16 protein-coding genes are annotated in these 25634 nt (G+C 73.9%); 14 read left to right on the top strand and 2 right to left on the bottom strand.

Features of this window, described 5'->3' with window-relative positions; genetic code table 11:
* Window positions 1-57 precede the first annotated feature (57 nt).
* Together ACEPPI_RS02820 and ACEPPI_RS02815 are read left to right on the top strand one after the other, a co-directional pair.
* Window positions 58-858, top strand: coding sequence for a helix-turn-helix domain-containing protein (locus ACEPPI_RS02820; RefSeq protein WP_373913647.1), 801 nt, complete (start codon window positions 58-60; stop codon window positions 856-858).
* A gap of 170 nt (window positions 859-1028) precedes the next feature.
* Window positions 1029-1742, top strand: a complete 714-nt coding sequence (locus ACEPPI_RS02815; protein WP_373913646.1) for an alpha/beta fold hydrolase — start codon at window positions 1029-1031, stop codon at window positions 1740-1742.
* 201 nt (window positions 1743-1943) lie between these two features.
* Here ACEPPI_RS02815 and ACEPPI_RS02810 read toward each other — a convergent pair whose 3' ends face one another.
* Window positions 1944-3104, bottom strand: a complete 1161-nt coding sequence (locus ACEPPI_RS02810; RefSeq protein WP_373913645.1) for a magnesium and cobalt transport protein CorA — start codon at window positions 3102-3104, stop codon at window positions 1944-1946.
* Between the two features lie 165 nt (window positions 3105-3269).
* Here ACEPPI_RS02810 and ACEPPI_RS02805 point away from each other — a divergent pair, with 165 nt between their 5' ends.
* The 10 genes from ACEPPI_RS02805 (at window position 3270) to ACEPPI_RS02760 (ending at window position 19849) form a co-directional block, all read left to right on the top strand.
* Window positions 3270-4370 (top strand): winged helix DNA-binding domain-containing protein, encoded by a 1101-nt coding sequence (locus ACEPPI_RS02805; RefSeq protein WP_373913644.1) that lies wholly within the window; start codon window positions 3270-3272, stop codon window positions 4368-4370.
* Between the two features lie 140 nt (window positions 4371-4510).
* Window positions 4511-6052, top strand: a complete 1542-nt coding sequence (locus ACEPPI_RS02800) for an AMP-binding protein (protein ID WP_373913643.1) — start codon at window positions 4511-4513, stop codon at window positions 6050-6052.
* Window positions 6053-6470: 418 nt separating this feature from the next.
* Window positions 6471-8495, top strand: coding sequence for a hypothetical protein (locus ACEPPI_RS02795; protein WP_373913642.1), 2025 nt, complete (start codon window positions 6471-6473; stop codon window positions 8493-8495).
* A 27-nt stretch (window positions 8496-8522) separates the two neighbouring features.
* Complete coding sequence (locus ACEPPI_RS02790) at window positions 8523-9710, top strand: hypothetical protein (protein ID WP_373913641.1); 1188 nt, start codon at window positions 8523-8525, stop codon at window positions 9708-9710.
* Window positions 9707-12259 (top strand): hypothetical protein, encoded by a 2553-nt coding sequence (locus tag ACEPPI_RS02785; protein ID WP_373913640.1) that lies wholly within the window; start codon window positions 9707-9709, stop codon window positions 12257-12259. The genes ACEPPI_RS02790 and ACEPPI_RS02785 overlap by 4 nt, the downstream gene beginning before the upstream one ends.
* A complete protein-coding gene (locus ACEPPI_RS02780) occupies window positions 12256-13596 on the top strand; it encodes a hypothetical protein (RefSeq protein ID WP_373913639.1) in 1341 nt (446 codons plus the stop codon). Before ACEPPI_RS02785 ends, ACEPPI_RS02780 begins: the two co-directional genes overlap by 4 nt.
* Window positions 13593-15176, top strand: a complete 1584-nt coding sequence (locus ACEPPI_RS02775; RefSeq protein WP_373913638.1) for a VWA domain-containing protein — start codon at window positions 13593-13595, stop codon at window positions 15174-15176. Before ACEPPI_RS02780 ends, ACEPPI_RS02775 begins: the two co-directional genes overlap by 4 nt.
* Entirely contained in the window at window positions 15173-15832 is a 660-nt protein-coding gene (locus ACEPPI_RS02770) for a 4Fe-4S single cluster domain-containing protein (RefSeq protein ID WP_373913637.1), read from the top strand. The genes ACEPPI_RS02775 and ACEPPI_RS02770 overlap by 4 nt, the downstream gene beginning before the upstream one ends.
* Window positions 15822-17189: a hypothetical protein gene (locus ACEPPI_RS02765; RefSeq protein ID WP_373913636.1), complete on the top strand. Its 1368-nt coding sequence runs from the start codon at window positions 15822-15824 to the stop codon at window positions 17187-17189. Before ACEPPI_RS02770 ends, ACEPPI_RS02765 begins: the two co-directional genes overlap by 11 nt.
* Window positions 17186-19849, top strand: coding sequence for an AAA family ATPase (locus ACEPPI_RS02760; RefSeq protein ID WP_373913635.1), 2664 nt, complete (start codon window positions 17186-17188; stop codon window positions 19847-19849). Before ACEPPI_RS02765 ends, ACEPPI_RS02760 begins: the two co-directional genes overlap by 4 nt.
* On the opposite strand, the gene ACEPPI_RS02755 is transcribed toward ACEPPI_RS02760, so the two are convergent.
* Window positions 19839-20786, bottom strand: coding sequence for a hypothetical protein (locus tag ACEPPI_RS02755; protein WP_373913634.1), 948 nt, complete (start codon window positions 20784-20786; stop codon window positions 19839-19841). The two genes, ACEPPI_RS02760 and ACEPPI_RS02755, sit on opposite strands and share 11 nt — an antisense overlap.
* Before the next feature lie 94 nt (window positions 20787-20880).
* Between ACEPPI_RS02755 and ACEPPI_RS02750 the strand changes: the two genes are divergently transcribed.
* Together ACEPPI_RS02750 and ACEPPI_RS02745 are read left to right on the top strand one after the other, a co-directional pair.
* Entirely contained in the window at window positions 20881-21210 is a 330-nt protein-coding gene (locus ACEPPI_RS02750; protein ID WP_373913633.1) for a CU044_2847 family protein, read from the top strand.
* 5 nt (window positions 21211-21215) lie between these two features.
* Window positions 21216-25622 (top strand): tetratricopeptide repeat protein, encoded by a 4407-nt coding sequence (locus ACEPPI_RS02745; RefSeq protein WP_373913632.1) that lies wholly within the window; start codon window positions 21216-21218, stop codon window positions 25620-25622.
* Window positions 25623-25634: the final 12 nt, after the last annotated feature.

Here is a 25634-nt window from a genome sequence, read left to right as displayed (position 1 = left end):
CCCGATCCGACCTCGCCCTCCTCCCCCTCGGGGTGGCTGGTCCAGATGCTTTCCGAGATGCCGGAGACGAACGACCGGACCCACGTCTACCTCGGCGTCCATGTCCGTGGGCCCGTCACCATCGACCACGAGCGCGCCAAGACCCCGTTGGAGCCGAACGACCTGTTCTTCTGCGACCCGGCCCGGCGGCATCTGCTGCGGTTCGGCGAGGACTGCCAGATGATCTTCTTCCGGGTGCCCCGGTGCTATCTGGGCGTCAAGGAGTCGGAACTGGACCGGGTGCTCGGCGTGCCCGTACGCGGCGGGGAGGGGCTCGGGGCGCTGGTGTCCGACTTTCTGACCGCGCTCGCCGCCAAGGTGGGGTTCCGCCACTCCACGATCGGGGACCGGCGTGCCCGGACAGCCGTACATCTCCTCTCCGTCCTGGTCATGGAGCTCCTCGAAGCGGACGCGACGGACGAGGCCGACGACGCGTCCGGGACCGTCAACGAGATGCTGTCGCGTATTCGCGTCTACATCGAAGAACATCTGATGGACCCGGACCTCTCACCGGAGTCGATCGCACGCGCCCACCACATCTCCGTCCGTTACCTGCAGAAGCTCTTCCAGAACGACGGCAGCACGGTGAGCCAATGGGTGCGGCAGCGCAGGCTCGAGTTCTGCCGGCTCGAACTGGGCCGCTCCAACCGGAGGATCACCATGGCCGCGGTGGCACACCGCTGGGGCTTCAGCAGCCCCTCGCACTTCAGCCGCACGTTCCGCGGGGCCTTCGGCATGAGCCCCAGCGAATGGCAGGCGCTGGCGACCTCGGCCTGCGCGACGACGACTGCCGGCGCCCGGGACGAGCGAAGGCGCTGAGACGCGTGTGCGCCGTCATGACGGCGCGGATACGCGCACGTACAAGAGGTGCCACTTCCACGGCTCTACCGTGAGTAACAGTCGCACGGACCTCTTGCCGAATTCCGGGCCGAGCCCTGACCGTCGTGACGACGCCCCACAGGTAGCCCGATATCGAGAAGAGAACTCGCATGCCCCACCCCACCGTCGTCCTCGTGCACGGCGCCTTCGCCGACGCGACAGGCTGGATAGGCGTCATCTCGGAACTGCGGAGCAGCGGTATCCCGGTGATCGCTCCGCCGAACCCGCTGCGGGGCCTGACGTCGGACGCCGCCTACCTCGCCTCCGTCCTGGCCCAGATCGACGGCCCGGCCGTACTCGTCGGCCACTCGTACGGCGGTGCGCTGATTACCGTGGCCGGCGCCGCGGAGAACGTCGTGGGGCTCGTCTACGTGGCCGCCTACGTGCCCCACGAGGGCGAGAGCCTCGGCCGGCTCCAAGGGAGCTTCCCCGAGTCTCCGCTGACGAGCAGCCTGAAGGAGTGGACCTACCCGCTCCTCGACGGCGACGTTGGGGTCGAGGTCACCATCGAGGAGAAGGCCTTTCCCTCCGTGTTCGCGGCGGACGTGCCCGAGGACGTCGCCGGCGTCCTGGCAGCGGCCCAACGCCCGCTCGCCACGGCCGCCTTCACCGAGACCGCCTCCGTGGCGGCGTGGCGGACCAAACCGTCCTGGGCCCTGGTGGCCGGGGCGGACCGCACGATCAGCCCCGAGGTCCAGCGCTTCGGCGCGGCACGGGCCGGCGCCGTCGTCGTCGAACTTCCGGACGCCTCCCACGCCGTCGTCCTCTCCGAGCCCACGCGGGTCGCCGACCTGATCAGGGACGCGGTACGGGCGACGAGCTGACCGACCGACCTCCGCGACGACAGGAGCGGGACCGGGCCAGTCGTCGACCGACCGACCGGCGGGCGGGCTTGATGGCGCAGGCGTGAGGAGCGGATAGCGGCTCCACTTCTCCCCGGAGGCTCCCCAGAGCCCGAAACCAGCGGTTTGTAGAGGGAGTACAGAAGCAGCCATGCACGCGGCATGAGCGGGACCGATCGCTCCCTAGAGCCAGTCCCGCCGCTTGAAAATCATGTACAAACCGGTGCAGACAACCGCCATCAAGCCGATCGCGAACGGATATCCGCCCGTCCAGTGCAGCTCCGGCATGCTGTCGAAGTTCATTCCGTAGATGGTGCCGACGAGGGTGGGTGCGAAGAGGATGGCGGCCCAGGCGGAAATCTTCTTGATCTCCTCGTTCTGTTCGAAGCCGGCTTCGGCCAGGGCGCGCATTTCGGCGTTCTGTTGTTGGGAGACGAGGGTGGCGTTGACCGTGAGGATTTCGGTGAGGGCCTGGCGGAAGCCGTCGACGCGTTCGCTGGTGTGGGTGACGTGGTCCGCCACGTCGCGGAGGTAGCGCTGGAGTTCCTCGTCCGTGCCGTACTTGGCGAAGCCGGCCATCAGCGCGTGGAGCATGCCGACCAGGGGGCGGGTGGCGCGCTGGAACTCGACCATTTCGCGGGAGAGTTCGTAGATGCGGCGGGAGACCTCGGGGTCGCCGCGGAAGACCTCGGTCTCGATCTCGTCCATGTCGTTCTGGACGCCCGCGACGACCGGGGCGTAGCCGTCGACCACGGCGTCGAGGATCGCGTAGAGCGCCGCCTCCGGGCCCAGGGAGAGGAGGTCCGGGGTCTCCTCCATGCGGCGGCGGACCGCCGAGAGGTCGGGGGCCGCGCCGTGGCGGACCGTGATGAGGAAGTCCGGGCCGACGAAGACGTGGAGTTCCCCGAAGTCGACCTCCTCCGGGGCGTCCAGGTAGCGGGCCGCGCGCAGGACCACGAAGAGGGTGTGGCCGTAGCGCTCCAGCTTGGGGCGTTGGTGGGCCTCCATGGCGTCCTCGACCGCGAGCGGGTGGAGGTTGAACTCCGCTGCCAGGGAGTGGAGTTCGGACTCCGTCGGGCGGTGCAGGCCGATCCATGCCATGCCGCCGTGCTGTTCGCGCAGCTGCCGGAAGGTGTCCGCGAGGGTGGCGGGGGAGGCGACCCGGCGGCCGTCGCGGTAGACCGCGGAGTCGATCACGCTGCGGTGGTCCGCGGGGACGGGGGCGGCCGCGCCCGCCGGGCCGGAGGCGGTCGGCGGGGTCGGGGAGGAGGGGCCGGACGGGCGCAGCCACCCCGAGCGCTTCGCGGACAGGGAGGAGGGGCGGCGGTCTGGGCGCTCCGACATCGCAGGTCAGCTCCCGGTCGAACGGGTGTTTACGGGCAAAAGGCAGGATATAGGGCAGGGAGGGGGAGGGGAGAGGGGAGGGGGAATGGTTTGGGGAGAGGGGGGTGAGGGTGGGAGTGGGGATTGCGGACAGGAGGTGTCCGCAAGGCGGGCTAGCGTGGGTGTATGGCCTCCACGACGAATCCCGTACTCGGCATCCGCGCTCTGAACCGTGCCACGCTCGCCCGCCAGCTGCTGCTGAGCCGCGCCGAGATGTCCGCGCGGGACGCCGTCGCGCACCTCATCGGACTCCAGGCCCAGAACGTGAAGCCGCCCTACTACCAGCTGCACGCCCGCCTCGCCGGGTTCGGGCCCGAGCGGCTGGCCGGGCTCATGGAGTCGCGGGAGGTGGTCCGGATGGTCACCATGCGCTCCACCATCCACACGCACACCGCCCACGACGCCCTCACCCTGCGCCCGCTCGTGCAGGCGGCCCGCGACCGCGAGGTGGGTTACTTCCGCAAGGGCCTGACCGGCGTGGACCTCGACCGGCTCGGCGCGCGCGCCAGGGCCTTCGTCGAGGACGAGCCGCGCACCATGGGGGAGATCCGCGAGGAGCTGCTCCGGGCGTGGCCCGCGGCCGACCCCCAGTCGCTGGCCGTCGCCGCCCGCTGCCTGCTCCCGCTCGTGCAGGTCACCCCCCGCGGGGTGTGGGGGCGCAGCGGGCAGGTGCGGCTGACCACCGTCGAGCGGTGGCTGGGAGCGGACGCCGACGGAGCGCGGGCGCAGGCGGTCGACGACGTGGTGCTGCGCTATCTCGGTGCCTTCGGGCCCGCCTCCGTCAAGGACATGCAGACCTGGGCCGGTCTCACCCGCCTGCGCGCGGCCTTCGAGCGGCTCCGGCCCCGGCTGCTCGTCTTCCGCGACGAGAACGGGGTCGAGCTCTTCGACCTGCCCGACGCGCCCCGCCCCGACGCCGACACCCCGGCACCGCCCCGCTTCCTCCCCGAGTTCGACAACCTGCTGCTCTCCCACGCCGACCGTTCCCGCGTCGTGGCTCCCGAGCACAAGGGCCGTGCCTGGACCGGGAACCAGGCCCACCGCACCCTGCTCGTCGACGGGTTCCTCGCCGGGCTGTGGCGGACGGAGGGCGACGGGCTGGTCGTGGAGCTGTTCGGGACGCACCCCCGGGGCGTCGAGGAGGAGATCGTCGCCGAGGGGGAGGCACTGCTCGCCGGCATGGGGCGAGGTCCGGGGCCCGTGCGCTTCGGGTCGATCCACGGCTGACGCCACCCTGGTGGAGCGCCCGTCCGGCACGGCACGATGCCTTCATGATCGGAGTCCGGCGCCGCCGGCGGCCCCCGCCGTGCGGTGCCGTTCCTCCGTACGGGTGTTCTGGCGATCCGGGATTCAGGAGTGAGTGGGCTATGCGGGTTCCAATGACTGTTGCGGACTTCCTCGACCGGGCCGAGCTGGGGTTCCCGTCCAGTGCCGGCGTGATCGACGAGCCGGACCAGCCCGGCGCGCCGGTGCCGGTGTCGACGTACGGGCGGCTGGGCGAGCGCGTACGGGCCTGGCAGGCGGGCTTCGACGCGCTCGGTGTCGGCGAGGGCGAGAGAGTGGCCGTGGTCAGCCACAACTCGGCCCGGCTGCTGGAGCTGTTGTTCGCGGTGCCGATGAGCGGTCGCGTGTGCGTGCCGGTCAACTTCCGGCTCAAGCCCGAGGAGGTCGCGTACGTGGTGCGGCAGAGCGGGGCCTCCGTCCTGCTCGTCGACCCGGAGCTGGACGGCGTGCTGTCCGGTGTCACGGCGCGCCACCGGTTCGTCCTGGGCGAGCGGACCGAGACCGAGCTGATGCGCTTCGGCGTCGAGCCGCGCCCGTGGTCGAAGCCGGACGAGGACGCCACCGCGACGATCAACTACACCTCGGGCACCACCGCCCGCCCCAAGGGGGTGCAGCTGACGCACCGCAACATCTGGGTCAACGGGCTGACCTTCGGCCTGCACACCCGGGTGTGGGAACGCGACGTCTACATGCACACGCTGCCGATGTTCCACTGCAACGGCTGGGGCATGCCCTACGTGATGGCCGGCCTCGGCGTGAAGCAGGTGGTCCTGCGCAAGGTCGACGGCGGCGAGATCCTGCGACGTGTGGAGGAGCACGGCGTGACCCTCATGTGCGGGGCGCCCGCCGTCTGGAACGCGGTCCTCGACGCCGCGGCGACCTGGGAGGGCGAGATCCCCGGCCGTGACCGGGTGCGCGTCGTGTGCGCCGGCGCCCCGCCGCCGAGCAAGATGATCCGGCGGATGGACGAGGAGCTGGGCTGGGAGTTCTCCCAGATCTACGGCCTGACCGAGACCTCGCCCCTGCTCACCTTCAACCGGGCCCGGCCCTCCGACGCGGAGCTGCCCGCCGAGGAGCGGGCGCGCAAGCTGTCGCGCGCCGGACTGCCGGCGCTCGGGGTCAAGCTCAGGGTCTCCGAGTCCGGTGAGGTCCTGGCGCGCTCGAACGTCGTGCTCGACGGCTACTGGGACAAGCCCGAGGAGACCTCGGCGGCGCTGGAGGACGGCTGGTTCCACACCGGCGACGGCGGCACCGTCGACGAGGCCGACGGGCACCTGACGATCTCCGACCGGAAGAAGGACGTGATCATCACCGGCGGCGAGAACGTGTCGTCGATCGAGGTCGAGGACGCGATCTTCAGCCACCCGGCGGTCGCCGAGGTCGCCGTCATCGGCGTGCCGCACGAGAAGTGGGGCGAGACGATCAAGGCGCTCGTGGTCCTCACCGAGGGCGCCGAGGCGGGGGAGGCCGACATCATCGCCCACTGCAAACAGCGGATGGCCGGCTACAAGGCGCCGACGAGCGTTGAGTTCCGCGAGGCGATCCCGCGCACGGCCACGGGCAAGATCCAGAAGTTCAAGCTCCGCGAGCCCTACTGGTCCGCCCTGGACCGCGGGGTCAACTGACCGGCGATGTGTCCGGCCGTACGGCCGCGCGCCGACCGGCTCCGGTCCGGCGGCGCCGAGCCGCCTACGGCGGGCGGTCCGGAGCGGTCCGGGGCGGCCCGCCCGGCCGCCCCGGACCGCCCGGGAGCGGGGCGAAGGGGAGTCCCGGAACCAAACAGATGACCGCCGGGCCGGGGGCTGTGCAAAACGCGTCACATTCCGGCTCGGTTGTGCCACCATGATTCCGCTGAACGCTACGTGATCCCGGTTACATGTCGGGCGACAGCCGGGTTTCGGAACCACGTACGCGTGAACGGTGCTGACGGTTTGTGCGGCGGGGGGCGGGAGTCGTCGAATGCGGGGGACCCGTATTGATCAAGCATGCCCCGTGTGCGGAACTCCCGAAGAGGGGGACCTGTGCACGGTCTGTCGTTGGCGGATGCGGGGCGACCCGGTCCTCGGGGACCTGACCGAGGAGGCCGCGCGCCGGGCGGCCGACGCGTTGGCGGCCGCCGCGCACGGCTGGGACGTACGGGCGGCGGCGCTGTGCGGGAGCGTGGCTCCGGGCGCCGGGCCGGGTGCCGGGCCGGGCGCCGGAGCGAGTACCCAAGCAGGCGCCGAAACGGGAGCCGAAACGGGAGCCGAAACGGGCCCGGAAGCGCCTGCCGGCAGCACCTCCGGGCGGCTCGCCGCGGTGGTGCGGGGAGGGCTGCCGGAGGGCGGGCCGGGCGCGTCGGGGGCCCTGCGGGAGCAGCCGGCGGGTCCGTGGGAGGAAGTGTCGGTCCGGAGGCCGGCGCAGTGGCTTGAAATACTCGACGATTTGATCTTCGGGCGCGTCGGGGAATTGCTCTTCGTCGAATTCGACCCCGATCGCGTGAACGTGATCAAGGCGTATCTGGACGAGAGCGGAATACCCCGCCAGAAGGACGCCGGGACCGTGGACTGGGAGTTCCTCGCCCCCGCACTGGACCCGCACCCGGAAATCCGCCGCTTCCAGCTCGCCGGGGGCATCGGCGAGATGTCCCCGGTCGACAGGAGGGATTTCGACGCGGCGGTGCTGCGCCGGCTGACGGCGTCCTTACCGCCGCCCCGCGACCGCTCCACGGTGCTGCTGGTGGGCCACCCCGGCTGGACCCTGCTGGACCGCGCCGTCGCCACGCTCCGCCGCAGCCGTCCCCTGAGGGCCGAGCTGCACCGGCGGGACGGGCCGGCGTACGGCACCACGACGGCGGACGCCGTGCGGGGGGTACTGCGTACCGCGCCGCTTCCCGTGGACCACTGCCTGCTGCTGGCCAGCGCCGACCGGCGGACCGGCGCGGTGCACGTCCACCGCCACGTGCTCTTCCCCGCGGGCGTCCGGCTCCGTCCCGGGGCGGACGCGACCGCCACCGTCACGGTGCACGGTGGGGTCACCGGCAACACCTCCGTGCTCCTCCCCGTGCTGGCCGGTCCCCCGGCGGGCCGCGACACGGGCCCGACGGTCCTGGGCGTGGGGCGGACCGCCCTCGGGGCCCTGGAACCGGCCAGCCTCACCTTCGTACTGCGGGCTCCCGGGGAGGTCGCCCTCGCCGGGACCGGCGACGGCCCGCCCGCGCCCCGCGAGCGCGGCGGGGCGCAGGCGCCGCCCTCACCGGACGGGGCGACACCGGCCCCGACCACACTGGACGATCCCGATCCGAACCCGACCGCCCTGGACGATCCCGATCTGAACCTGACCGCGCTGGTCACCGGCCTGCCCCGGCGGATCGTCCGCCCGCCGCGGCTGGAGGTCTACTGCACCGTCGAGCTGAGCGGCGCGGACGCGGCCGAGACCGAAGAGCGGCTGGCCTTCGTACGGGACCTCATCGGTTCACTGGCCCGCCACCGCGGTGCCGGGAGCGCCCTGCGCGTCGGCGCCGTGGGCCACTACGACCACGCGATCCACGAGAACGGCTACGCCCCCCGGCGGATCCTGCTGATGCCACCGGTCCCGGCCGGGCCCGCCGCGGCCGCGCTCGCCGCGCTGGACTCCTGGGAGCCCGCCCGGCGCCGCCAGGACACGGTGTCCTCGCTGGAGGACGCGCTCAGGACACTGGTGCCGCTCGCCACGGCGCCGCCCCACGGAGACGAGGCCGTACGACGGGTCGCCCTGATCGTCGCCCGCAGGCCGCCCGCGCCGCCCCGGCAGCACGGCATGGTGCCGTCCTGCCCGCTCGGCACCGACTGGCGGGCCGAAGCCGACCGGCTGCGCGCCGCCGGAGTCCGCGTGATGACCAGGGCGGACCCGCGGGCCGGGCAGACGCCCCCCGACCGGGCACGGGCCGCCGTCGAGCGCTACGCGGCCACGGCGTGGGCCGAGCTGTCCCGCGACGGTTCCTTCCACCCCGGCGCGGACACGGCCGCCGACGTGGCCGAGGCGCTCGGTCCCACCTGGCAATGGGAGGGTCCGCCCTGCCCGTTGGCCTTCGCAAGCCCCTTGCTGTGATCGACCGCTCCGGCACGAGGAGACCCCATGGCCGAGGAATACTACGACCCGAACGACAGGCCCCCGGGCGGTGCGCCGGCCGACGGCTCCCCGATACCCCTGGCGGGCGGTCCCCTGAAGTCCCCGCCCCCGCACCCCAACGGGCAGCCGTGGTCCGGCCCCCCCACCCGGCCCGCGGGGAACCCGTACCAGCAGGACCAGGTTCCCGTCATGGACGGCAACTCGGCTCCGGCGCCCATCCCCACCGCGCCCGCCGGCGCGGATGCCACGGACCACGTCCGCATAGGACTGTGGGGCGCGCCGCGCTCCGGCAAGACCAGCTTCCTCGGCGCGCTGCCGATCGCGGCGATGCAGGCCCAGCGGTACGGGCAGGGCAGCTGGCGGATCAGCGGCATGAGCAGGGAGGCGAACAGCTTCCTGAACGACAGCGTGACGCGGCTCTCGACCCGCCGGATCTTCCCGGAGGCGAGCGTGGGCCTGCGCGGCATGAGCTGGTCCGTCCAGGGGGAGGAACCGTCCTCGGGCGTCCTGCGCAAGCGCAGTCGCAGGACCAGCTTCGTACTGGACATCAACGACGCCGCGGGCGAGGTGTTCCAGGGCAACAATCCGCTGCACGAGCAGATCACCGACCAACTGGCACGCGCCCAGGGGCTGATCTACCTCTTCGACCCGCTCGGTGACGCCGAGGAGGCGACGGAGAGCTTCAGCTTCTTCTTCGCGACGCTCAACGAACTGAACACCCGGGTCCGGGACAGGGGAGCGCACCACGACAACCGGCTTCCGCACCACGTCTCCGTCTGCGTCGCCAAGTTCGACCACCCCGCCATCTTCGAGCCCGCCGTGCGGGCGGGCTGGGTCACCCAGGACTCCGTGGGATCCCGGCTGCCCCGCGTGCCCGCGCACCACAGCGCCCGCTTCTTCCAGTGGATGTGCGAGGAGTTCCGCGGGTCCACCGCCCGGATGGTGCGCGACGGGCTGGCCACCTTCTTCCACCCCGACCGCATCTCCTACTACGCGACCTCGGCCATCGGGTTCCGGCTCAACCCGCAGCACGTCTTCGACTACCACAACTACGCCAACGTGGAGATGGTCGACGAGCGCCCGCGGATCTGCACCTCCCCCGAGCCCATCAACGTCCTGGAACCCCTGATCGACCTGGAGCGCAGGATCCACACCAGGCCGGGCCTCTTCGGAGCGAAGCGGAGCGGTCAGTGAACGAGGGCCCCGACACCCACCCGCTGTCCGCCGACTGGTCGGTGGTGGGCAAGTATCCGGGGCGGACCATGGGCTACGAGGTCCTGCGCGGCAGCCTCCCCTCCGACCGGGCCGAGCGCTACTACTGGGGTGCCGCCACCGGCACCCCCGACGACCGGGAGACCGCCGGGGGACTGCCCTGGCGGGTGTTCCTCAGCGGTGTGCCGGGAGAAGAACGCCCCACCTGCGCCCGGGTCGAGACGACCTGGGACGGCAGCGTCGACGGCACCGGCGCCCCCAGTTACACCTGGCGCCTGCTCGTCGTGGACTGGATCCCCGCGAGCACCGTCCGGCTGACGTGGACCGCACTGGACCGGGCCGCCCCCCACACGCGGCCGGACCCGGCGGAGGGCGCCGTGGGCATCGAGGCCGGACGGACCACGGCCGACGAACTCGCCCGGACCGTCGACCGGCTGGGCTTCGACTGGACGGCCGGGATCGCGGCCCTGCTGCTGGAAGGCCGGCAGGTGGCGATCGTGCCGGCCCCCGGTGCCGGGCTCCCCGACACCGACGACCGGGTCGTGGTCCTCGACGCCGTCTGCTCGCTCCTGCCGTACGGGTGCCGCGCCTGGCTGAGCGCGGCCACCTGGACCGGCCAGTCCGAGCACCGCCTGATGCTGGTCTTCGCGGCCGCCGCGCGGACCGGCCAGGCCGAGGCCCGGCTGGACGCGGGCAGCCGGCCGCCGGAGCCGCAGACCGCCGTGGGGCGCGAGTACCTGAACGAGCTGCTCAGGCTCCGGGCCGGGCGGGAGTCCACCGCCGAACTCGTCGCGCACCTCCTGGGCGCCGGCGACGCCATCTCCTCCCAGGACCCGAAGGCCGCCCTGCGGGCGCTGCGCGAGGCGGACCTGCTGGACAGCGTGCTCACGGAGATCGGCCGGGGCGGCGGTGAACTCGCCGACGTGACGCGGGTGCTGGACACGTACACGCCGAACGGCCTGACCGAGCGGCAGCTGGGACTGCTCCTGCCCTTCCTCGCCCGCCACGCACCGCCAGAGGTGCTGCTGCGGTACTGGAGCCCGCTGACCCCGCGGCTGCTCGCCGAAGACGTCCTGGCCGCAAGGGCGTCGCAGGCCACCTTCACCCGTGCCACGGACTACCTGAGGGTGCTGCGCGGCCTGGAGGCGTACCAGCCGGGCGCGTTCGACGCGCTGTTCACGGCCATGGCGACGGCGCCGGTCCAGGAGCCCGGCTGGGTGGCCGCGCTCATCTACCGGACGGAGCACGAGCTCGGGCACACCGCGGAAGCCGCCGACCGGGTACTGACCGGCTCGCGCGAGGTGCGGGACGCATGGCTGCGCACGCTGCTGAAGGACCGCAGCCACGACCTCTCGCCGCTCCGCCGGATCGTCCGGTCGGCCCTGCGGGACGGGGGGAACGGCCCTGCCGGATGGCTGCGGTTCGCCGCGGTGCTCACCGGTGACCTGCGCGCCGGCCAGGTGGTGGCCTCCGACGTCACCGAGTTCACCGACGCCGGTGAGGACGCCTGGCTGATCGCGCTGGACGCCGCCGCACGCAACGGCACGCCGGACGTCGTCGGTCTCATGTGGCCGCGCCTGCGCGAGGTCGCGCTGAGGACGGCCCCCCGGCAGCTGATCACCGAGCTGGACAGGGTCGCCGCACCGGGCGCGCCCGGACTCGATCCTCAGGTGGCCGCCGACGCGGACCTGCTGTGCGCGATCGCCGGCGCCATCGTGCACGACGGCCGCCGGCCGGTCCCGACGATGCCCCGGCTCCGGCAGCTCACCGCCCCCGGCGCCGCCCGGCCCTACGCGTCCGCCGTGATCCAGCGGATCGACGCCGATCCCGACCTGAAGAGGCTCGCGGTCGAGGCGCTGCTGGGCGACACCCCCGACCCCGCCTCGTGGACCGTGCTGACCCAGCTGATGAAACAACGTCCCAGCACCGAGGAGGTCGTCTGCGACAGCCTGGAACGGCGGCTCGCCGAGGACCCCGGCCTGTGGATCGACGTACTGCCCGAGGAGCTGGTGACGGCCTTCGGCCGCCGGCAGCGGCTGGGCTGGCTGCGTCCCGTCTGGAAGCTGCGCAAGGCCGTCCTCGCCGGTGAGGACCTCGGGGAGCTGGCCAGGGTCATCGTCGAGGCCTGTCCCGACCGGAACGTCTCCCCGCCGCTGGTGGTCGAGCTCGTTCCCCTGCTGTACAGCCGGGGACCCCTGGCCGTGTACGAGCTCGGGTGCGAGCTGGACCGACGGGCGCCCGGACTGGGCCTGGCCCTGTACCGGGAACTCGGGCGGAACGAGTGGGCCCGGGACCTGTGCGGGCAGCTGCGCCAGTTCAGCTACGCCGAGACGGAACGCCACCACCAGATCCTCACCCGGCTGGGCGCCCCCCGCCGGGGCGCCCCCCAGACTCCGCCCCCTCAATCCCCTCCGCCCTCTCCACCGGGTCAGGCACCGCCGGCTCACCACGAGCCCGATCCGTGGCAGCCGTCGCAGGAGGAGAAGAAGAAGGGAAAGCTGCGCGACCGGCTCCCCTGGGGGAAACCGTGACCGCCGCGGCCGTCGCGGTCGCCGTCGACGCGGGCGCCCGCTTCACGCGCATCGCCGTGCTCGGCGCCTACGGTGCCCCGGAGCTGGCCCGGCTGTCCGGCTCGGTACCCGGCGAGGGCGTGCCCGTACCGCAGGACACGGCCGACCGCCGCGGCGCCGCTCTGCGGGCCGCCTACGGGGAGTACTGCGAGAGCCACGGAATCCCCGACCGGGTGGTGCTGGTCGTACGGGAGCAGGACCGTGCCGGGGCCGCGGACCGGGCGGCCGACGCGCTGACCGCCGTCCACGGCACGCGCCCGGCACCGCCGATCCGGGTACTGGGCACGCCGCACGCGGTGCTGGCGCTGCTCCGGCACGAGGGCGCGCCGCCCTCGGCGCGCTACACCGTCTGCGACCTCGGCGCGAGCGCGGCGGAGGTGTCGGTGTGCGTACCGGTCTCCGGCACCGTGGCCGTCACCGGCCGGGCGTGGCACGCTCCCGCCGACGGCTACGGAGGCGGGTTCGACCGGGCGCTGCTCGCCGCCGTCGGGCTGCCGGACGACGGCGCGGGACTGCGGGCGCTGGCCGGGGCCCGGGGAGAGACGGGTGCCGCCGAGCGCCTCGGCATCGCCCTGCGCCGCGCGGACAGCCATCGCGGGCGGTACGACGACACGGCGGTCCACCGGGTGGACGGGCGGGAGATCACCGCGGGCGTGGTGCGCCGGGCCCTCGGACGGCTCACGGAAGGACTCGACCGGGCGCTCGACGAGGCCCTGGGCGGCGCGCCGGCCCCGCCGGTGATCGCGGTGGGGGGTGCGGCCCGCTTCGGCCCGCTGGTCGGGCACCTCGCCGCCCGGCACGGGCCGCTCGTGGCGCTGCCCGGTGCCACGGACCCCGCCCTCGCCGCCGTCTTCGGCGCCGCGCTGGTCGCCGCCGGCCGGGCCGACCCGGGCGACCGCTACCCGCACGCCGTCTGCGTGGGCACCCACCGCGTCGTCGGCGGCGCTCCGCGGTCCGAGGAACTGGTGATCAGCCCCGCCGGAGTGCTGGAACCCGGCGGCGCCACCGTCTTCGCCGAAACCGGCGGACACCGCGTCCCGGTGGCCACGGGGACGGCGCCCCCCGCCGGTCCCGCGCCGCCCGTACGGGTGCGGGTGCGCGACGCCCGGGGCGAGCGCGCCGAGGCCGTGGGCACCCTGACCCTCCCCGCGGGGGGCGAGGGCGACCGCTTCCACGTGGGAGTACGCATCGCCGTCGACGGCACGGCCCATCTCGTGCTGCACCCGCTGGGCTCCGCGGCGCCCGGCGAAATCCCCCTCGGCACCCTGCCGACCGACCTCAAGGGAGCAGGTCCGTGAAGCACCCCACCCCGCCACGGGCACCCCGGTTCGCGCGCGCCGCGCGGGGAGGGGCCGCTCTGGTGACCGCCGTCCTGCTGGCCGCCCCGCCGGCGACCGCACGGGCGACGACCACCGACCCGGTCCCCTCCCGCGCGGAGGTCTACCAGGCCCTCGGGCTCGACGACCAGCCCGCCGACTACGTCGTCCTCGTCGACACCTCCGGGTCGATGAACCAGGACGGCCGCTACGACACGGTCCGCTCGACCCTCGGCGGCTTCCTGAACGGCATGTCACCCAAGGACCACGTCGCGCTCTTCACCTTCGACTCCCGTCCGCAGCCGCGCTACGTCGGCTCGGCCGGCGACAGCGCCGCGATCATGTCCAGGCTGCCCGCCGCACCCGACCCCGCCGGGGACACCGACATCGGCGCGGCGCTCGACGCGGCACTGACCGAACTGGAACGCGACCACGCCTCGGCGGTCGCCTCCGTGGTGCTGCTCACCGACGGCGAGCACCACCCCGTCGCCGGCTCCGGCTACCCCGATTCCACCGGTCCCGCCTGGACCGCGCTGCGCGGGCGCGCGCAGGCCCTCGTCGAACGCACCGAACTGGCCGGGTACGCGCTGCCGCTGGGCAACGGAGCGACGGGCGCGGGCCTGCTGGGCGACGTCGTGAAGAACACCACCGTCCTGCGCCCCGACAGCATCCAGGACCTCGGCTCGTACCTGGCCAGGGCCGGGGAACGCACCCGGATCCGCAAGGCGCAGCTGCTGCTGGCCGGGGACGTCGGCCAGGGGGTGACCGCGGAGTGGCAGGACGCCGGGCGCAGCGATCTCACGGACGGGTCGGCGACCGCGAAGCTCACGCTCCGCTCGACCTCCCGGCACGTCCCCCTGACGGTCACCGGCGCGAGCGCCTCGGTCGGCGACCCGTCCGTCACGCTGGACGGACTGCCGGGACAACTGACCCTCCAGCCGGGCGAGTCCCGGTCCTTCGACGTACGGCTGAGGGGCCGGCTGTCGGCGGGGCCCCTGCCGTACCGCCGGGTGAAGGACACCGACACCACGCTGGAGCTGTCCGGCCGGGTGACCTCCCCGTGGGAGCGGGCGCTCGCCCCGGACGTACGGCTGAACGTGCCCGAGCGGGTACGCGTCACGCGGGCGGCGGTGCCACTGCGGGCCACGGTGGGGTCGGCGGCCTTCCTGCCCGGGGTGCTGGGCGGCGGCGCGCTCGTGCTGCTGGCCGGCTGGCTGTACTGGCGCAGGATCCACCGGCCGCCCCTGCGGGGCGAGCTGCTGGTGACCCGGGTGTTCGGTGACGCCTTCACCGACCGCGTCGTGCTGACCGGCCGCGCGGTGACGCTGCGTCCCCCGTCGGCCGGCGGCCGGGGGAGGGTCCGCGGCCGGCGCCGGTCGACCGACACCGGCCCCAGGATCGACCTGCTGATCCGCTACACGCCGGACGGCTCCACCGCCCGGGAGAGCACCGCGACCTGTCTCCCCGACCGGGACGTCGTCGTCAACGGGGTGTCGTTCACCTACGTGTCCGGGCGGTTCGCGTCCGGCCCGTCCGACACCTTCACCGGCAGGCCCCGATGAGCGCCGCCACGCCGACGCTGAACGTCGCCGCGACCCGGGTCGCCACCGAGGCGCTGGGGCCGGGCCTGCGGTCGGTGCTCTGGGTGCAGGGATGCCCCTTCCGCTGCGCCGGCTGCATGTCGCCCGACTGGATACCCGAGCGGCCGGCCCGGTCGGCAGAACCGGCCGCCCTGGCAGCCGAGTTGCTGAGCGATCCGCGCGTGGACGGGCTGACCTTCTCGGGCGGTGAGCCGATGCTGCAGGCGGCCGGACTCGCCGAGGTGGCGCGGCTGGCCCGGGAGGACCGCGAGGTCTCCGTGATCTGTTTCACCGGCTACCGGCTCGAACGGCTCCGCGCCGAGCCGCCGTCCCCGGGGGTTCCCGCACTGCTGTCCGCGGTCGACGTACTGATCGACGGCCGGTACGTGGCGGCGCTGGACGACGGCCGCGGACTGCGCGGCAGCGTCAACCAGCGGATCCACCACCTCACTCGGCGCCTGGCGGACTGCGGGTACGACTTCGCCCGCCGCCCCAGGACGGCCGAGATCGCCATCAGCGGCCCGGAGGCCCTGCTCGTCGGCGTACCGCCGGCCGGGCTGCTGGCCGCCTTCGACGCCGCCGTCGACTCCGTCCGAGCCGAAACGCCCACCGGAAGGGAACTGCCCCATGAGCGGTAGGAAGCGCATCCAGGTCGACGAGTCCGAGTGGTACCGCCTCCAGCGCAACGCGCAGAAGCTGAAGGATGTGCAGCGCAACCTCCCACGGCTGATCGACGACGTCCGCAAGCAGACCCGCGCCGACATCGACCGCACCTTCGGCAGGGTCGAGGAGCGCCAGCGCCGGCACGAGGAAGTGGTGCGCGGCCTCAGCGCGCAGACCCGGCAGCTGGAGGCCGACACCTCGCGACGGCTCCAGGAGCAGGCCCGGGACCTGCACCGGACCCTCGACGAGACCGCGGGCCGCATCCAGGAGGAGTCCCGACGGCAGCTGGCCGCGCACCAGGAGGCCGTACGCCGGGAGATCGCGGCGGAGCGCGCCGAACGCCGTGCCGAGACGGCCCGGCTGTCCGGGGAGATCGACGTGATGAAGCAGGACCGGGCGCGGGCCGAGGAGACCGTCCGCTCCTGGCTCTCCGACAGCCGTGCCATGGCCGGTCTGATCGAGGGGTCGCTGCCGCACGAGCGCCACGCCCCCGGAGAACTGGACCGGCTGACACGACGGCTGGCCACCGCCGAGCAGAACTCGGCGGGCGGCCGCTTCGACGCGGCCCTCGCCGTGGCGCAGGAGACGTACCACTCGCTCAGCGAACTGCGGCTGGAGATCGAGCAGCGCGAGCTGGACCGTTCCTGGGCCCAGACCGCCGCCGTGGAGGCCCTGGTGCGGATCGAGAAGCTGATCGAGGGCAACCGGGAACGCCCCGTTCTCGGTCCGGACGGCCGGCCCCTGGCCGGGTACACGCTCGACGTCGCCTACTGGTCGGGCGGGGAAATCGACGAGCTGGGCCGCGAGACGGAGCGGGCCCTGTCGCGGGCCCGCGATGACGGGACCGACACCGGCGAACTGCACGCGCTGCGGGAGCGGGCGCCGGAGCTCGAAGGCGCACTCGGGGACGTCGTGGAACGGGCCGGCATGCGCCAGCTGGCCTCGCAGATCCGGGTGAACCTCGCCGACGCCGTCGCCCAGACCCTCAGTGACTACGCCTACTACGACCTCGTCGACGGCGAGTACGAGGACGCCGACCCCCGGGGCGCCTACTACGCCAAACTCCGTCACGACAACGGCAACGAGATCGTCCTGGACATCTCGCAGGCCGTCCAGGACGACGGGGAATGCGTCATCCGGGTGCACTCCTACGACCACGACACCACCGCCGAGGCCGACCTCACCGCCCGGGCCCGGGCGATCGGACAGGGCCTGGCGGCGGAGGGCCTGCGGGTGTCGGAGCCGGTGAGCGAGAAGGGCGACCCGGACCCGCTGCTGCGCGACATCGAACGCCACCGCACCCGGCAGCAGCCGCGGCCCGGGACGGCATGACCGGCGCCGCGACGCCGCCCGCGGCCGTGCCGGGCGTGGAACGGTTCCCGGCCTCCGTGCTGCGCGGCGGCGAACCGTTCGCCGTCCTCTACGGTCCGGGCGTGGACGATGTCTTCGTCGACGGCACCCACCAGGTGCGCACCCTGGAGGAAACCCTGTGGCGCCTGCTGCGCGCCGAGGGCTACGAGCGGATCGTCTTCAGTTCCCTGCAGGATCCCGTCTACTTCCGCGACCACGCCTCCCGGGGCCTGTCCCGCAGCGCTCCCGCGCCGCGCCGGGCGCCGGGCACCATGCGCCACGCGCAGCTCAAGGGCCCGCTCGGCGGCATGCTGGTGTCCGGCCTCGGCCCGCGCGGTGCCACCGCGGAACAGCGGGAGGCCCCGGCCGGCGGCGGCGCGGGCGGCGGCGGTCCCGCACCGTCGGCGATGGGCGTCTCCGATCCGTTCGGGGTGATGACGCTCACCGCACACCTGCGCGGGCGCGAGCACCGGACCGCGGTGGTGTTCCCGTACGCCGAGGAGGTCCTGCGCCACCACGGTGCGGCACGGCAGCTGGCGCACGCCATGGCGGACTGGGCCCAGCAGAGCGACGGCCGCAACCTGTGGGTGCTCGTCTTCCGCAGGCCGACCCTGGACGCCGTGGCCCGGTTCGTCGCGGAGCAGGGCGGCTTCCCCCTGCTGGAGACCTTCGTGCGCCAGCAGTCGCAGACCCCGGGACGTCCCGGTACGGCCCGGATCGGGTACCCGCAGGCAGCCGAGCTGGAACGGCTGATCCACGCGACGCGCCTGCGCGAAGGACTGCGGATCGGCGACTGGCGGGAACTGGCCCCGATCGTCAGGGCGATGGCGGGCCAGCCCTGCAAGACCCGGACCTGGCGGTCCCGGCTGGCACGACTGACGGCGGCGGACGCCCCGTTGGACGGGGACGCCGTCCGCGGCTGGATCGAGGGCGCCGACACCGACCCCCGTACGGCCTGGGAGCGGCTCTCCGTCATGCCGGGGCTGGACGCGGTCAAGGAGCACTTCCGTCAACTGCGGGCCGAGGTGGAGGCCACCACGGCCCTCCGGGCCGCCGGCCACGCCACCGAGGCCGAACTGCCTTCCCTCCACCTGGTGTTCGCCGGAAACCCCGGGACCGGTAAGACCACCGTGGCCCGGCTGGTCGGGGAGATGTACCGCGATCTGGGCCTGCTCGGCCGGGGACACGTCGTCGAGGCACGGGTACGGGACCTCGTCGCGGGGTACGTCGGCCAGACGGCCGGGCTGACCGACGAGACGGTGGACCGGGCGCTGGACGGAGTGCTCTTCATCGACGAGGCGTACGGACTCAGCGACCAGCTCGAAGGGTTCGGGGGCGAGTCGATCCGGGAGCTCCTCAGCCGCATGGAGAACGACCGCGGCCGACTGGCCGTCGTGGCGGCCGGATACCGGGAGAAGATGGAGGAGTTCCTGGACTCCGACACGGGTCTGCGGAGCCGGTTCCCGACCGTCCTGGACTTCACGGACTATCCCCCCGACACCCTGCTCGCCATCCTCCTGGGGCGGCTCGCCCGGCGGGGTGTGGGGCTGAGCCCCGACGCCGAGGAGCAGCTGGCGCGGATCGTCGAGGGGATGCACCGGACCAAGGACGCGTCCTTCGGCAACGCACGGGACATGCGGACCCTCGCCGACGGCATCTACACGCGGTGGGCCGCCCGCGTCCGAGGCCGCGTCCACGAGCCGGTCACGCCCGAGGACATCCCGGAGGCCCACCGGGCACACCTGGCCCCGCCGGCCCCCGACCCCGTGGCCCTGCTGGCGGAGCTCGACCGCTACGTGGGCCTGGGCCCGGTCAGGGAACACCTCACGCACCTGGCCAACCGGCTGAGGCTGCGCCAGGCCAAGGGGGGAGGCGGGTTCGCGGCACCGCACCTGCTGTTCACCGGGCCGCCGGGGACGGGCAAGACCACGGTGGCCCGGCTGGTCGGCAGGATGTTCCGGGACCTCGGCCTGCTGCGCAAGGGGCACGTGCTGGAGGTCACCCGCGCCGAACTCGTGGGCGTCCACATCGGGGAGACCGCCCCCAAGGTGCAGAAGGCCGTGCGGGACGCGCTGGACGGCGTCCTGTTCCTCGACGAGGCCTACAGCCTGGCCCGCGACACCTCGTACGGGGGCTACGGAGCCGAGGCCATCGACACCCTGACCCGGGAGATGGAGCACTGGCGGGGCCGTCTGGTCGTGATCGCCGCGGGCTACCCGCGGGAGATGGCGGAGTTCCTCGACTCCAACTCCGGGCTGAAGTCCCGGTTCACGGAACCGATCCCGTTCCCCCCGTACTCCACCGCCGACCTGGTGGAGGTCCTGCGCCGGTCGGCCGCCGCCGAGGGCTACACCCTCGGGGCGGGCGCGGCGGACCGGGCCGCGCTCTGGCTGGAGCGCAAGCGCGCGGCCGATCCGGCCGGCTTCGGCAACGCTCGGACGGTCCGCGGGCTGCTGGAGGACATGGAAGGCAGGATGGCGGCCCGGTTCGCGGTGCAGGGCTGGCCGCAGGGACCCGGTTCCGGTTCCGCCGGTCCCGGCCCCGTCGTCCCGCTGGAGTTCGAACCGGCAGACGTCCCGGACCCGGCGGCGGGCGGCCCGGCGGTGGGCGGCCCGGCCGCCGGCGGCCCCGTCACCGGATGACCGGACGCCCCTCCGCGTCCTGGGAGTCACGTTCTTCCAGGACGCGGCCCAGCACCCGGTCCGCCTCCCCGAGCCGCCGCTCGATGTCCGCCGCGGCGGCCTCCACACGCTCCAGCGAAGCCGGCTCCGGACCGTCGCCACCGGGTCCCGCCGGGGTGAGGAGGGCCCGCGCGAGGTCGCGGTTGGCCTCCGCGTAAAGCCTCAACGACACGAGTTGCGCGCCCCGTTCGGCCCGGACCCGCTCCAGGAGTTCCTGCCCGGACGCGAGCGCCGCCGCGCCCTCGTCCCGCTCGCGCTCCTCGACCGCCAGGGCGCGCTGCACGGCCGCGGCCCGTTCGAGGACCTGCCTGGTCTGCGGACCCAGCGCGGCCAGCCGGTCGTCCGAGAGGCGGATCAGCGCGTCGCCGCTCGTGCGCAGCGCGTCGTCGACCCCGGCGTCCCGGCCGCGCAGCGCGACCAGCCGCTCCCCGATGACCTGCTGCTGCTCCCGGAGCGCGTCCAGCGCGACGACCAGCCTTTCCAGCCGGCGCAGTTCGTCCACCTGGCGGCGCAGCTCCCCGTGCTGTTCCAGCCGGGTGCGCAGGGCCTCCTGCGTCGCCGCGAGCTTCTCCAGCTCGGCCCGTTCCTCCGCGACGCGCTCGGTCACCTCGGCGAGCCGCCGCACCAGCCCGTCCGTACCGCCCCCCACCCGGTCCCCGGGCATCGCGGCGGCCAGCAGCGCGGGCAGCGCCCCCTCCAGTACGCGGCCGTGCTCCAGCGCGTCGTCCAGCGCGTACAGCGCCCCGAGCGCGCGGGCACCGCCGGCGTCGGCGCCCACCCGGCTCACCGCCGCCGCGGCCCACCGGAAGGCGCAGCCCAGCACGCGCAGAGCGGCTTCCACGTCGTCGACGCCGGTGGCGCCCAGCGCGTCGGCTATCTCTCGTCTGGCGTCGTCCATGGCGATCACCGTATCGCCGTGAACGCGCCCGCATCCGGCACTTGCGCGACTACTCTTCCCGGAGCGGTTCCGCAGCGATGAATTCGGGGGACTCATGGCCGAGTTGGTGCGATTCGACGGTCCTGATGGAGCGTCACTGATCGTCGAGGTGGAGGAGGACTCGCCCGGTCTGGAACGCATCTCCCGGGACTCCGACGGCGTGGTGCGGGCGGGCCGCCGGCTGGAGGACGCCCTGACGGCGGTCCGTCCCGCGATCCGTTCGGTCGTCGACTCCGTGAAGGCCCTCGCGCCGGACGAGTACGAGGTCGAGTTCGGGATGAAACTCAACGCGGAGTCCGGAGTGGTGATCGCCAAGACGGCGATGGAGGGACACTTCAGCGTCAGGATCCACTGGAGCCGGTCCACCGCCGGCCCCGCGGACTGACCCCGTTGTCCGTCGCCCGAGAGCGCCCGCCCTGGCTGGTGAGCATCCGCCGCTCCCCGGGGGAGAACCCCGTCGGGGCCGGGCTGCTGGTCGGCCCGCGGCACATCCTGACCTGCGCCCACGTCGTACGGGCCGGGACGGCGCTCGGCATGCCGACAGAACCGGTCTTCGTGCAGTTCCAGTACGCCGAGGCGCACGAACCCCTGCCCGCCACCGTCGTACCCGGCGGCTGGCACCCGGCGACCGGCACCGACACCGGGGACGTCGCCGTCCTCGAACTCCGTTCGCCGCCGCCCCCGGAGGCCGTCCCCGCCCCCCTGCGGACCACGGACTCCGGCACCTGGGACCACCAGTTCCGCGCGTACGGCTACCCCCGGGAGCACCCCCGCCAGGGGGTACCCGTACGGGGCGAGATCATCGGCCACGCCGGCAGCGAGTGGCTCCAGGTGGAGGCCGGCCCCCACACCGGCTGGGCACTGGAACAGGGCTTCTCGGGCTCCCCCGTCTGGGACGTGCACAGCGAGGGCGTCATCGGCATGCTCGTCGCACGGGACTCCGTGACCAAGATCGACCGGCGCACGGCGTACGCGATCAGGGTCGAGACGCTCGTCCGCTACTGGCCCGAACTGGGCGCGCACGTACGTGCTGCCACCACGCGAGAGGTGCGGGAGCGGCTGGAGGGCCTGCTGTGGCTCCCGCTGACCGAAGACGGCGAGATCGCCCGCGTCGAGCAGGTGGATCCGCACGACATAGGGGTCTCCCGATCCACATACAGCGGCCGGCCCGGGGCCTCGCCCTACGTGCCCCGCCGTCCGCAGGACGGCCTCCTCGACACCGCCCTGGAGCAGTCGCGCTTCGTCCTGCTGGCCGGGCAGTCCAAGGCCGGAAAGTCGCGCACCCTGTACGAGGCGCTGCTGCGCACGCTGCCCGGAGCCCGCCTGATCGTCCCGCGCCCGGCCGCCACGGGCCGCCGGATCCTCGACGACCTCAGCCGGACCGGTCTGCCGCTCGGCCGGGACCGCGCCGTCCTCTGGCTGGACGACCTCCACCGCTACCTCCGGCCCGGGGGCCTGGACCTGCAGATCCTCGACCGGCTGACCCGGCGGCACCCGGCCGTCACCGTCGTCGCCACCATCCCGGCCAAACAGCGGGCCGCCCTCACCGGCATGGAGAACGACATCGGCCGCGTCGCCCGCACGGTCCTCGGCAAGGCGCACACCGTCGAACTTCCGGCGCTCCTGACACCGCGGGACGCCGCCGCGGCACGGGAGCTCTACCCCCGGGAGGACTTCTCCGTGCGGGGCATCGGCGAGCACATGGTCGCCGCCCCCCGGCTGGAACAGCGCCTGAGCGACGGTGCGGAGACCTGCCCCGAGGGATGGGCGATCGTGAAGGCCGCGGCCGACTGGCACCGGATGGGCATGACCGGACCGGTCCCCGAAACCGCCCTCCTGGACCTCTTCCGCTCCTACATGTCCACCCACTACCTGCGGTTCGACGCCGACGAGACCCTCTACCGGAGCGGCCTGGCCTGGGCCGGGGAGCCCGTGGCCGGGGCCATCGCCCTCCTGTACCGGGTCCCGGGGCCGCAGGACCGGCCCGCGTACACCGGGTTCCCCTATACCTCGGAGTACCTGGACACCCGTCTCGACGATCCCTCCGCCGCGGTGCCCCCCATCGCCTGGGAGTACCTCGCCGAGCACCGCACCCCCGCCGAGCTGGTGCCGATCGCCTACGCGGCGCTGGTCCGGGAGGAGCCCGACGTGGCCGAGCGGCTGCTGCGCCGGATCGCGCGGGCGACCGGTGACCGGGACGGTTCGGCATGGGCCGCACTGATGCTCGGGCAGATGTCCCTCGTCCGCGGGGACGTGGACGAGGCCCTTGAACTGCTGGACGCGGCGGCCTCCTCCCGGACGGAGAACGTGGCCCCGCTGGCGCAGGTCGAACTGGCCGCGGCACTCGTGATCAACGGCGACCTGACGCGCTCCAGGAGGCTCCTGGAGAGCGCCGTCACCTCCGCCGACCCGCAGATCTCCCGGCTGGCCCAGGTGGGCCTGGCGCGCGTCCTGGTCCTGCAGGGCGAGAGCGAACGGGCCGAACGGCTGCTGGAGGCCGTCCTCGCCTCGGGGGACACGGAGGCCGAATACCTGGCCGGCGCCCAACTGGTCCGCACGCTGACCGACGGCGACCCGGCCGGCGTGCCCACCGGCCGGGAGCCGGGCACCGAGCTCGGCAAACCCGCGACCGGCCTCGGCGCCGCCCGCGGCCCCGGCCTGCCGGAGCCGGCCGAGCGGCCGTGGACCCTGCCCCGCATGATGGGCGACGCGGTCGCGGTCCAGATCACCTCAGCGGCCCGCGCGAACCTCGGCGGAGTACTGGTCCACCAGGGCAAGCTGGACCGGGCCGAGGCCCTGCTGCGCTCGGTGGCGGACAGCGGACAGGCACACGTCGTGCCCTGGGCCCAGGTGAGCCTGGGAGACCTCCTCACCCTCCAGGAGAGGTACGGCGAGGCCCGGCAGGTGCTGGAGGCCGCGATCGCCTCCGGACACCCCTTCGTGCTCCCGATCGCACGGGTCGGTCTGGCCGTCGTCCTGCTCGCAGGGGACGAGGAGGAACGGGGCGTGGCCATCCTCCGGGAGGTGGCCGAATCCGGACGTCCCGACCAGGGCAACCGGGCGGCCTGCGCGCTCGGCGAATGGCACGCCGCGCTCGGTGACACCGCTGCGGCCGGGCAGTGGCTGGACCGGGCGATCGCATCCGGTCACCCTGAGTGGGCGCCGCCGGCCCGCGTCGCCCTGGCCGTCATGCTCGCGGGGGAGGAGGGCGGGGCGGGCCGGGCACGGGCGCTGCTGGCCGAGGCGATCGCCTCCGGGCACCCCCACCAGGGTCCGCGGGCCGCCGATCTCCTCGGCGACCTGCTCGTCCGCGAGGGCCACCCCCGGGAGGCGGAGGAGGCCTACCGCACCGCGATCGATTCCGGACACTGGTACTGGGGGCCGTCGGCCCGCGTCGGTCTGGCCGTCATGCTCGCGGGGGAGGAGGGCGGGGCGGGCCGGGCACGGGCGCTGCTGGCCGAGGCGATCGCCTCCGGACATCTCCACGAGGGTCCGCGGGCCGCCGATCTCCTCGGCGACCTGCTCGTCCGCGAGGGCCACCCCCGGGAGGCGGAGGAGGCCTACCGCACCGCGATCGATTCCGGACACCCCCACTGGTCCCTGATCGCCCGCTACGACCTCGCCGTCATGCTCGCAGACCAGGAGGACTTCCCGCGCGCCGAGAGCCTGCTGCGCGTGCTGGCCGAAGCCGAGGAGGTGACGGCGGCGTCGTGGGGGAGGGCCCTGCTCGGCATGGTCCTCATCCGCAGCGGGCGCAGGCCCGAGGGCATCGGACACCTGCGGGCCGCGGGCGACGCGGGCGTGCACCCCGCCTCCCCCATGGCCCGCTTCCAGCTGGCCAAGTGCCTGACCGAGGACGGGGACGACGACGGCGCCGCCGAGCTCCTGCGGTCCGTGGTCGAGGACGAGCCCTCGGACGTCACCGAGGCCGCCAAGGCCTCGCTCTGCGTACTGCTGCTGCGCCGCGGCGACAGCGAGGCCGCCGAGAGGCTCCTGATGGGGGTGGAGACCTCGGGCGATGCCGGGGCGATCGCCCTGGCCTACCTCGGCACCGGCGAGTACCTGCTGGACCTGGGGGAGGTCATCGCGGCCGGCGACCTCCTCGAAGCCGCGCTGGAGATCGGCGACCCGCGGACGGCGCCCCGCGCCGGAGCACTGCTCGGCGTCGTACGGCGTTCCATGGTCGACGCCGGGAACGCCTCGTACGGGGAGGAGCTGGAGGAGGCCCGGCGGCTGCTCTCGGACGCCCTCGCCACCGGGGAACCGTCCGTCGAACCGCTGGCCCGCCGGTACCTGGGCAGCACCCTCTTCCGCCTCGGGCTGTACGCCGACGCCGAAACCACGCTGCTGCCCCTCGCCCGGTCCGACGACACCCTCCACCGGCCGCAGGCCCTGCTGCTGCTGGCCCAGGTCCTGGCGGTCGGCGACCGCCCGGAGCAGGCGTACCCGTGGTTCGAGCGGGCGATGGACTGCGGTGACCCGGAAACCGGGCCCGAGGCCCGGCGCCTGTACTGCGAGCTGCTGATGAGCGCCGGTCTGCAGGAACGCGCCCGCGAGGTCCTGGCCCCGCTGGTGGCCGAAGGCGACATGGCGGAGGACCCTCGCCCCGAACCGCGACCGCCGCGGCCCGCCGGGCCGGCCGCGGAGCCCGGACCGCCCGGTCCCGCCCCGCATCCGCTTCCGGCCGGGGTGCTCGCGCTGCTGGGGGACGTCGCGGCGGCCGAGGGGGACGAGCGGGAGGCCCGCTACTGGTACGGCCTGGCCGGACGGCCCCCGGCCGGGACGGGCCCGCCGTGACGCGGCCGGCCG

Source organism: Streptomyces sp. AB3(2024) (assembly GCF_041862025.1).
Taxonomy (GTDB): domain Bacteria; phylum Actinomycetota; class Actinomycetes; order Streptomycetales; family Streptomycetaceae; genus Streptomyces.
Note: the sequence above shows the minus strand (reverse complement) of the source record. Positions and strands in the feature narration are given on the sequence as shown.

Bases quoted from the DNA above. Each gene is read 5' to 3' on its own strand.
- ACEPPI_RS02765 (WP_373913636.1), top strand. From the start codon at position 15,822: ATGAGCGGTAGGAAGCGCATCCAGGTCGACGAGTCCGAGTGGTACCGC.
- ACEPPI_RS02770 (WP_373913637.1), top strand. From the start codon at position 15,173: ATGAGCGCCGCCACGCCGACGCTGAACGTCGCCGCGACCCGGGTCGCC.
- ACEPPI_RS02815 (WP_373913646.1), top strand. From the start codon at position 1,029: ATGCCCCACCCCACCGTCGTCCTCGTGCACGGCGCCTTCGCCGACGCG.
- ACEPPI_RS02810 (WP_373913645.1), bottom strand. From the start codon at position 3,104: ATGTCGGAGCGCCCAGACCGCCGCCCCTCCTCCCTGTCCGCGAAGCGC.
- ACEPPI_RS02760 (WP_373913635.1), top strand. From the start codon at position 17,186: ATGACCGGCGCCGCGACGCCGCCCGCGGCCGTGCCGGGCGTGGAACGG.
- ACEPPI_RS02820 (WP_373913647.1), top strand. From the start codon at position 58: ATGCCGGAGACGAACGACCGGACCCACGTCTACCTCGGCGTCCATGTC.
- ACEPPI_RS02750 (WP_373913633.1), top strand. From the start codon at position 20,881: ATGGCCGAGTTGGTGCGATTCGACGGTCCTGATGGAGCGTCACTGATC.
- ACEPPI_RS02755 (WP_373913634.1), bottom strand. From the start codon at position 20,786: ATGGACGACGCCAGACGAGAGATAGCCGACGCGCTGGGCGCCACCGGC.
- ACEPPI_RS02790 (WP_373913641.1), top strand. From the start codon at position 8,523: ATGGCCGAGGAATACTACGACCCGAACGACAGGCCCCCGGGCGGTGCG.
- ACEPPI_RS02795 (WP_373913642.1), top strand. From the start codon at position 6,471: ATGCGGGGCGACCCGGTCCTCGGGGACCTGACCGAGGAGGCCGCGCGC.
- ACEPPI_RS02800 (WP_373913643.1), top strand. From the start codon at position 4,511: ATGCGGGTTCCAATGACTGTTGCGGACTTCCTCGACCGGGCCGAGCTG.
- ACEPPI_RS02805 (WP_373913644.1), top strand. From the start codon at position 3,270: ATGGCCTCCACGACGAATCCCGTACTCGGCATCCGCGCTCTGAACCGT.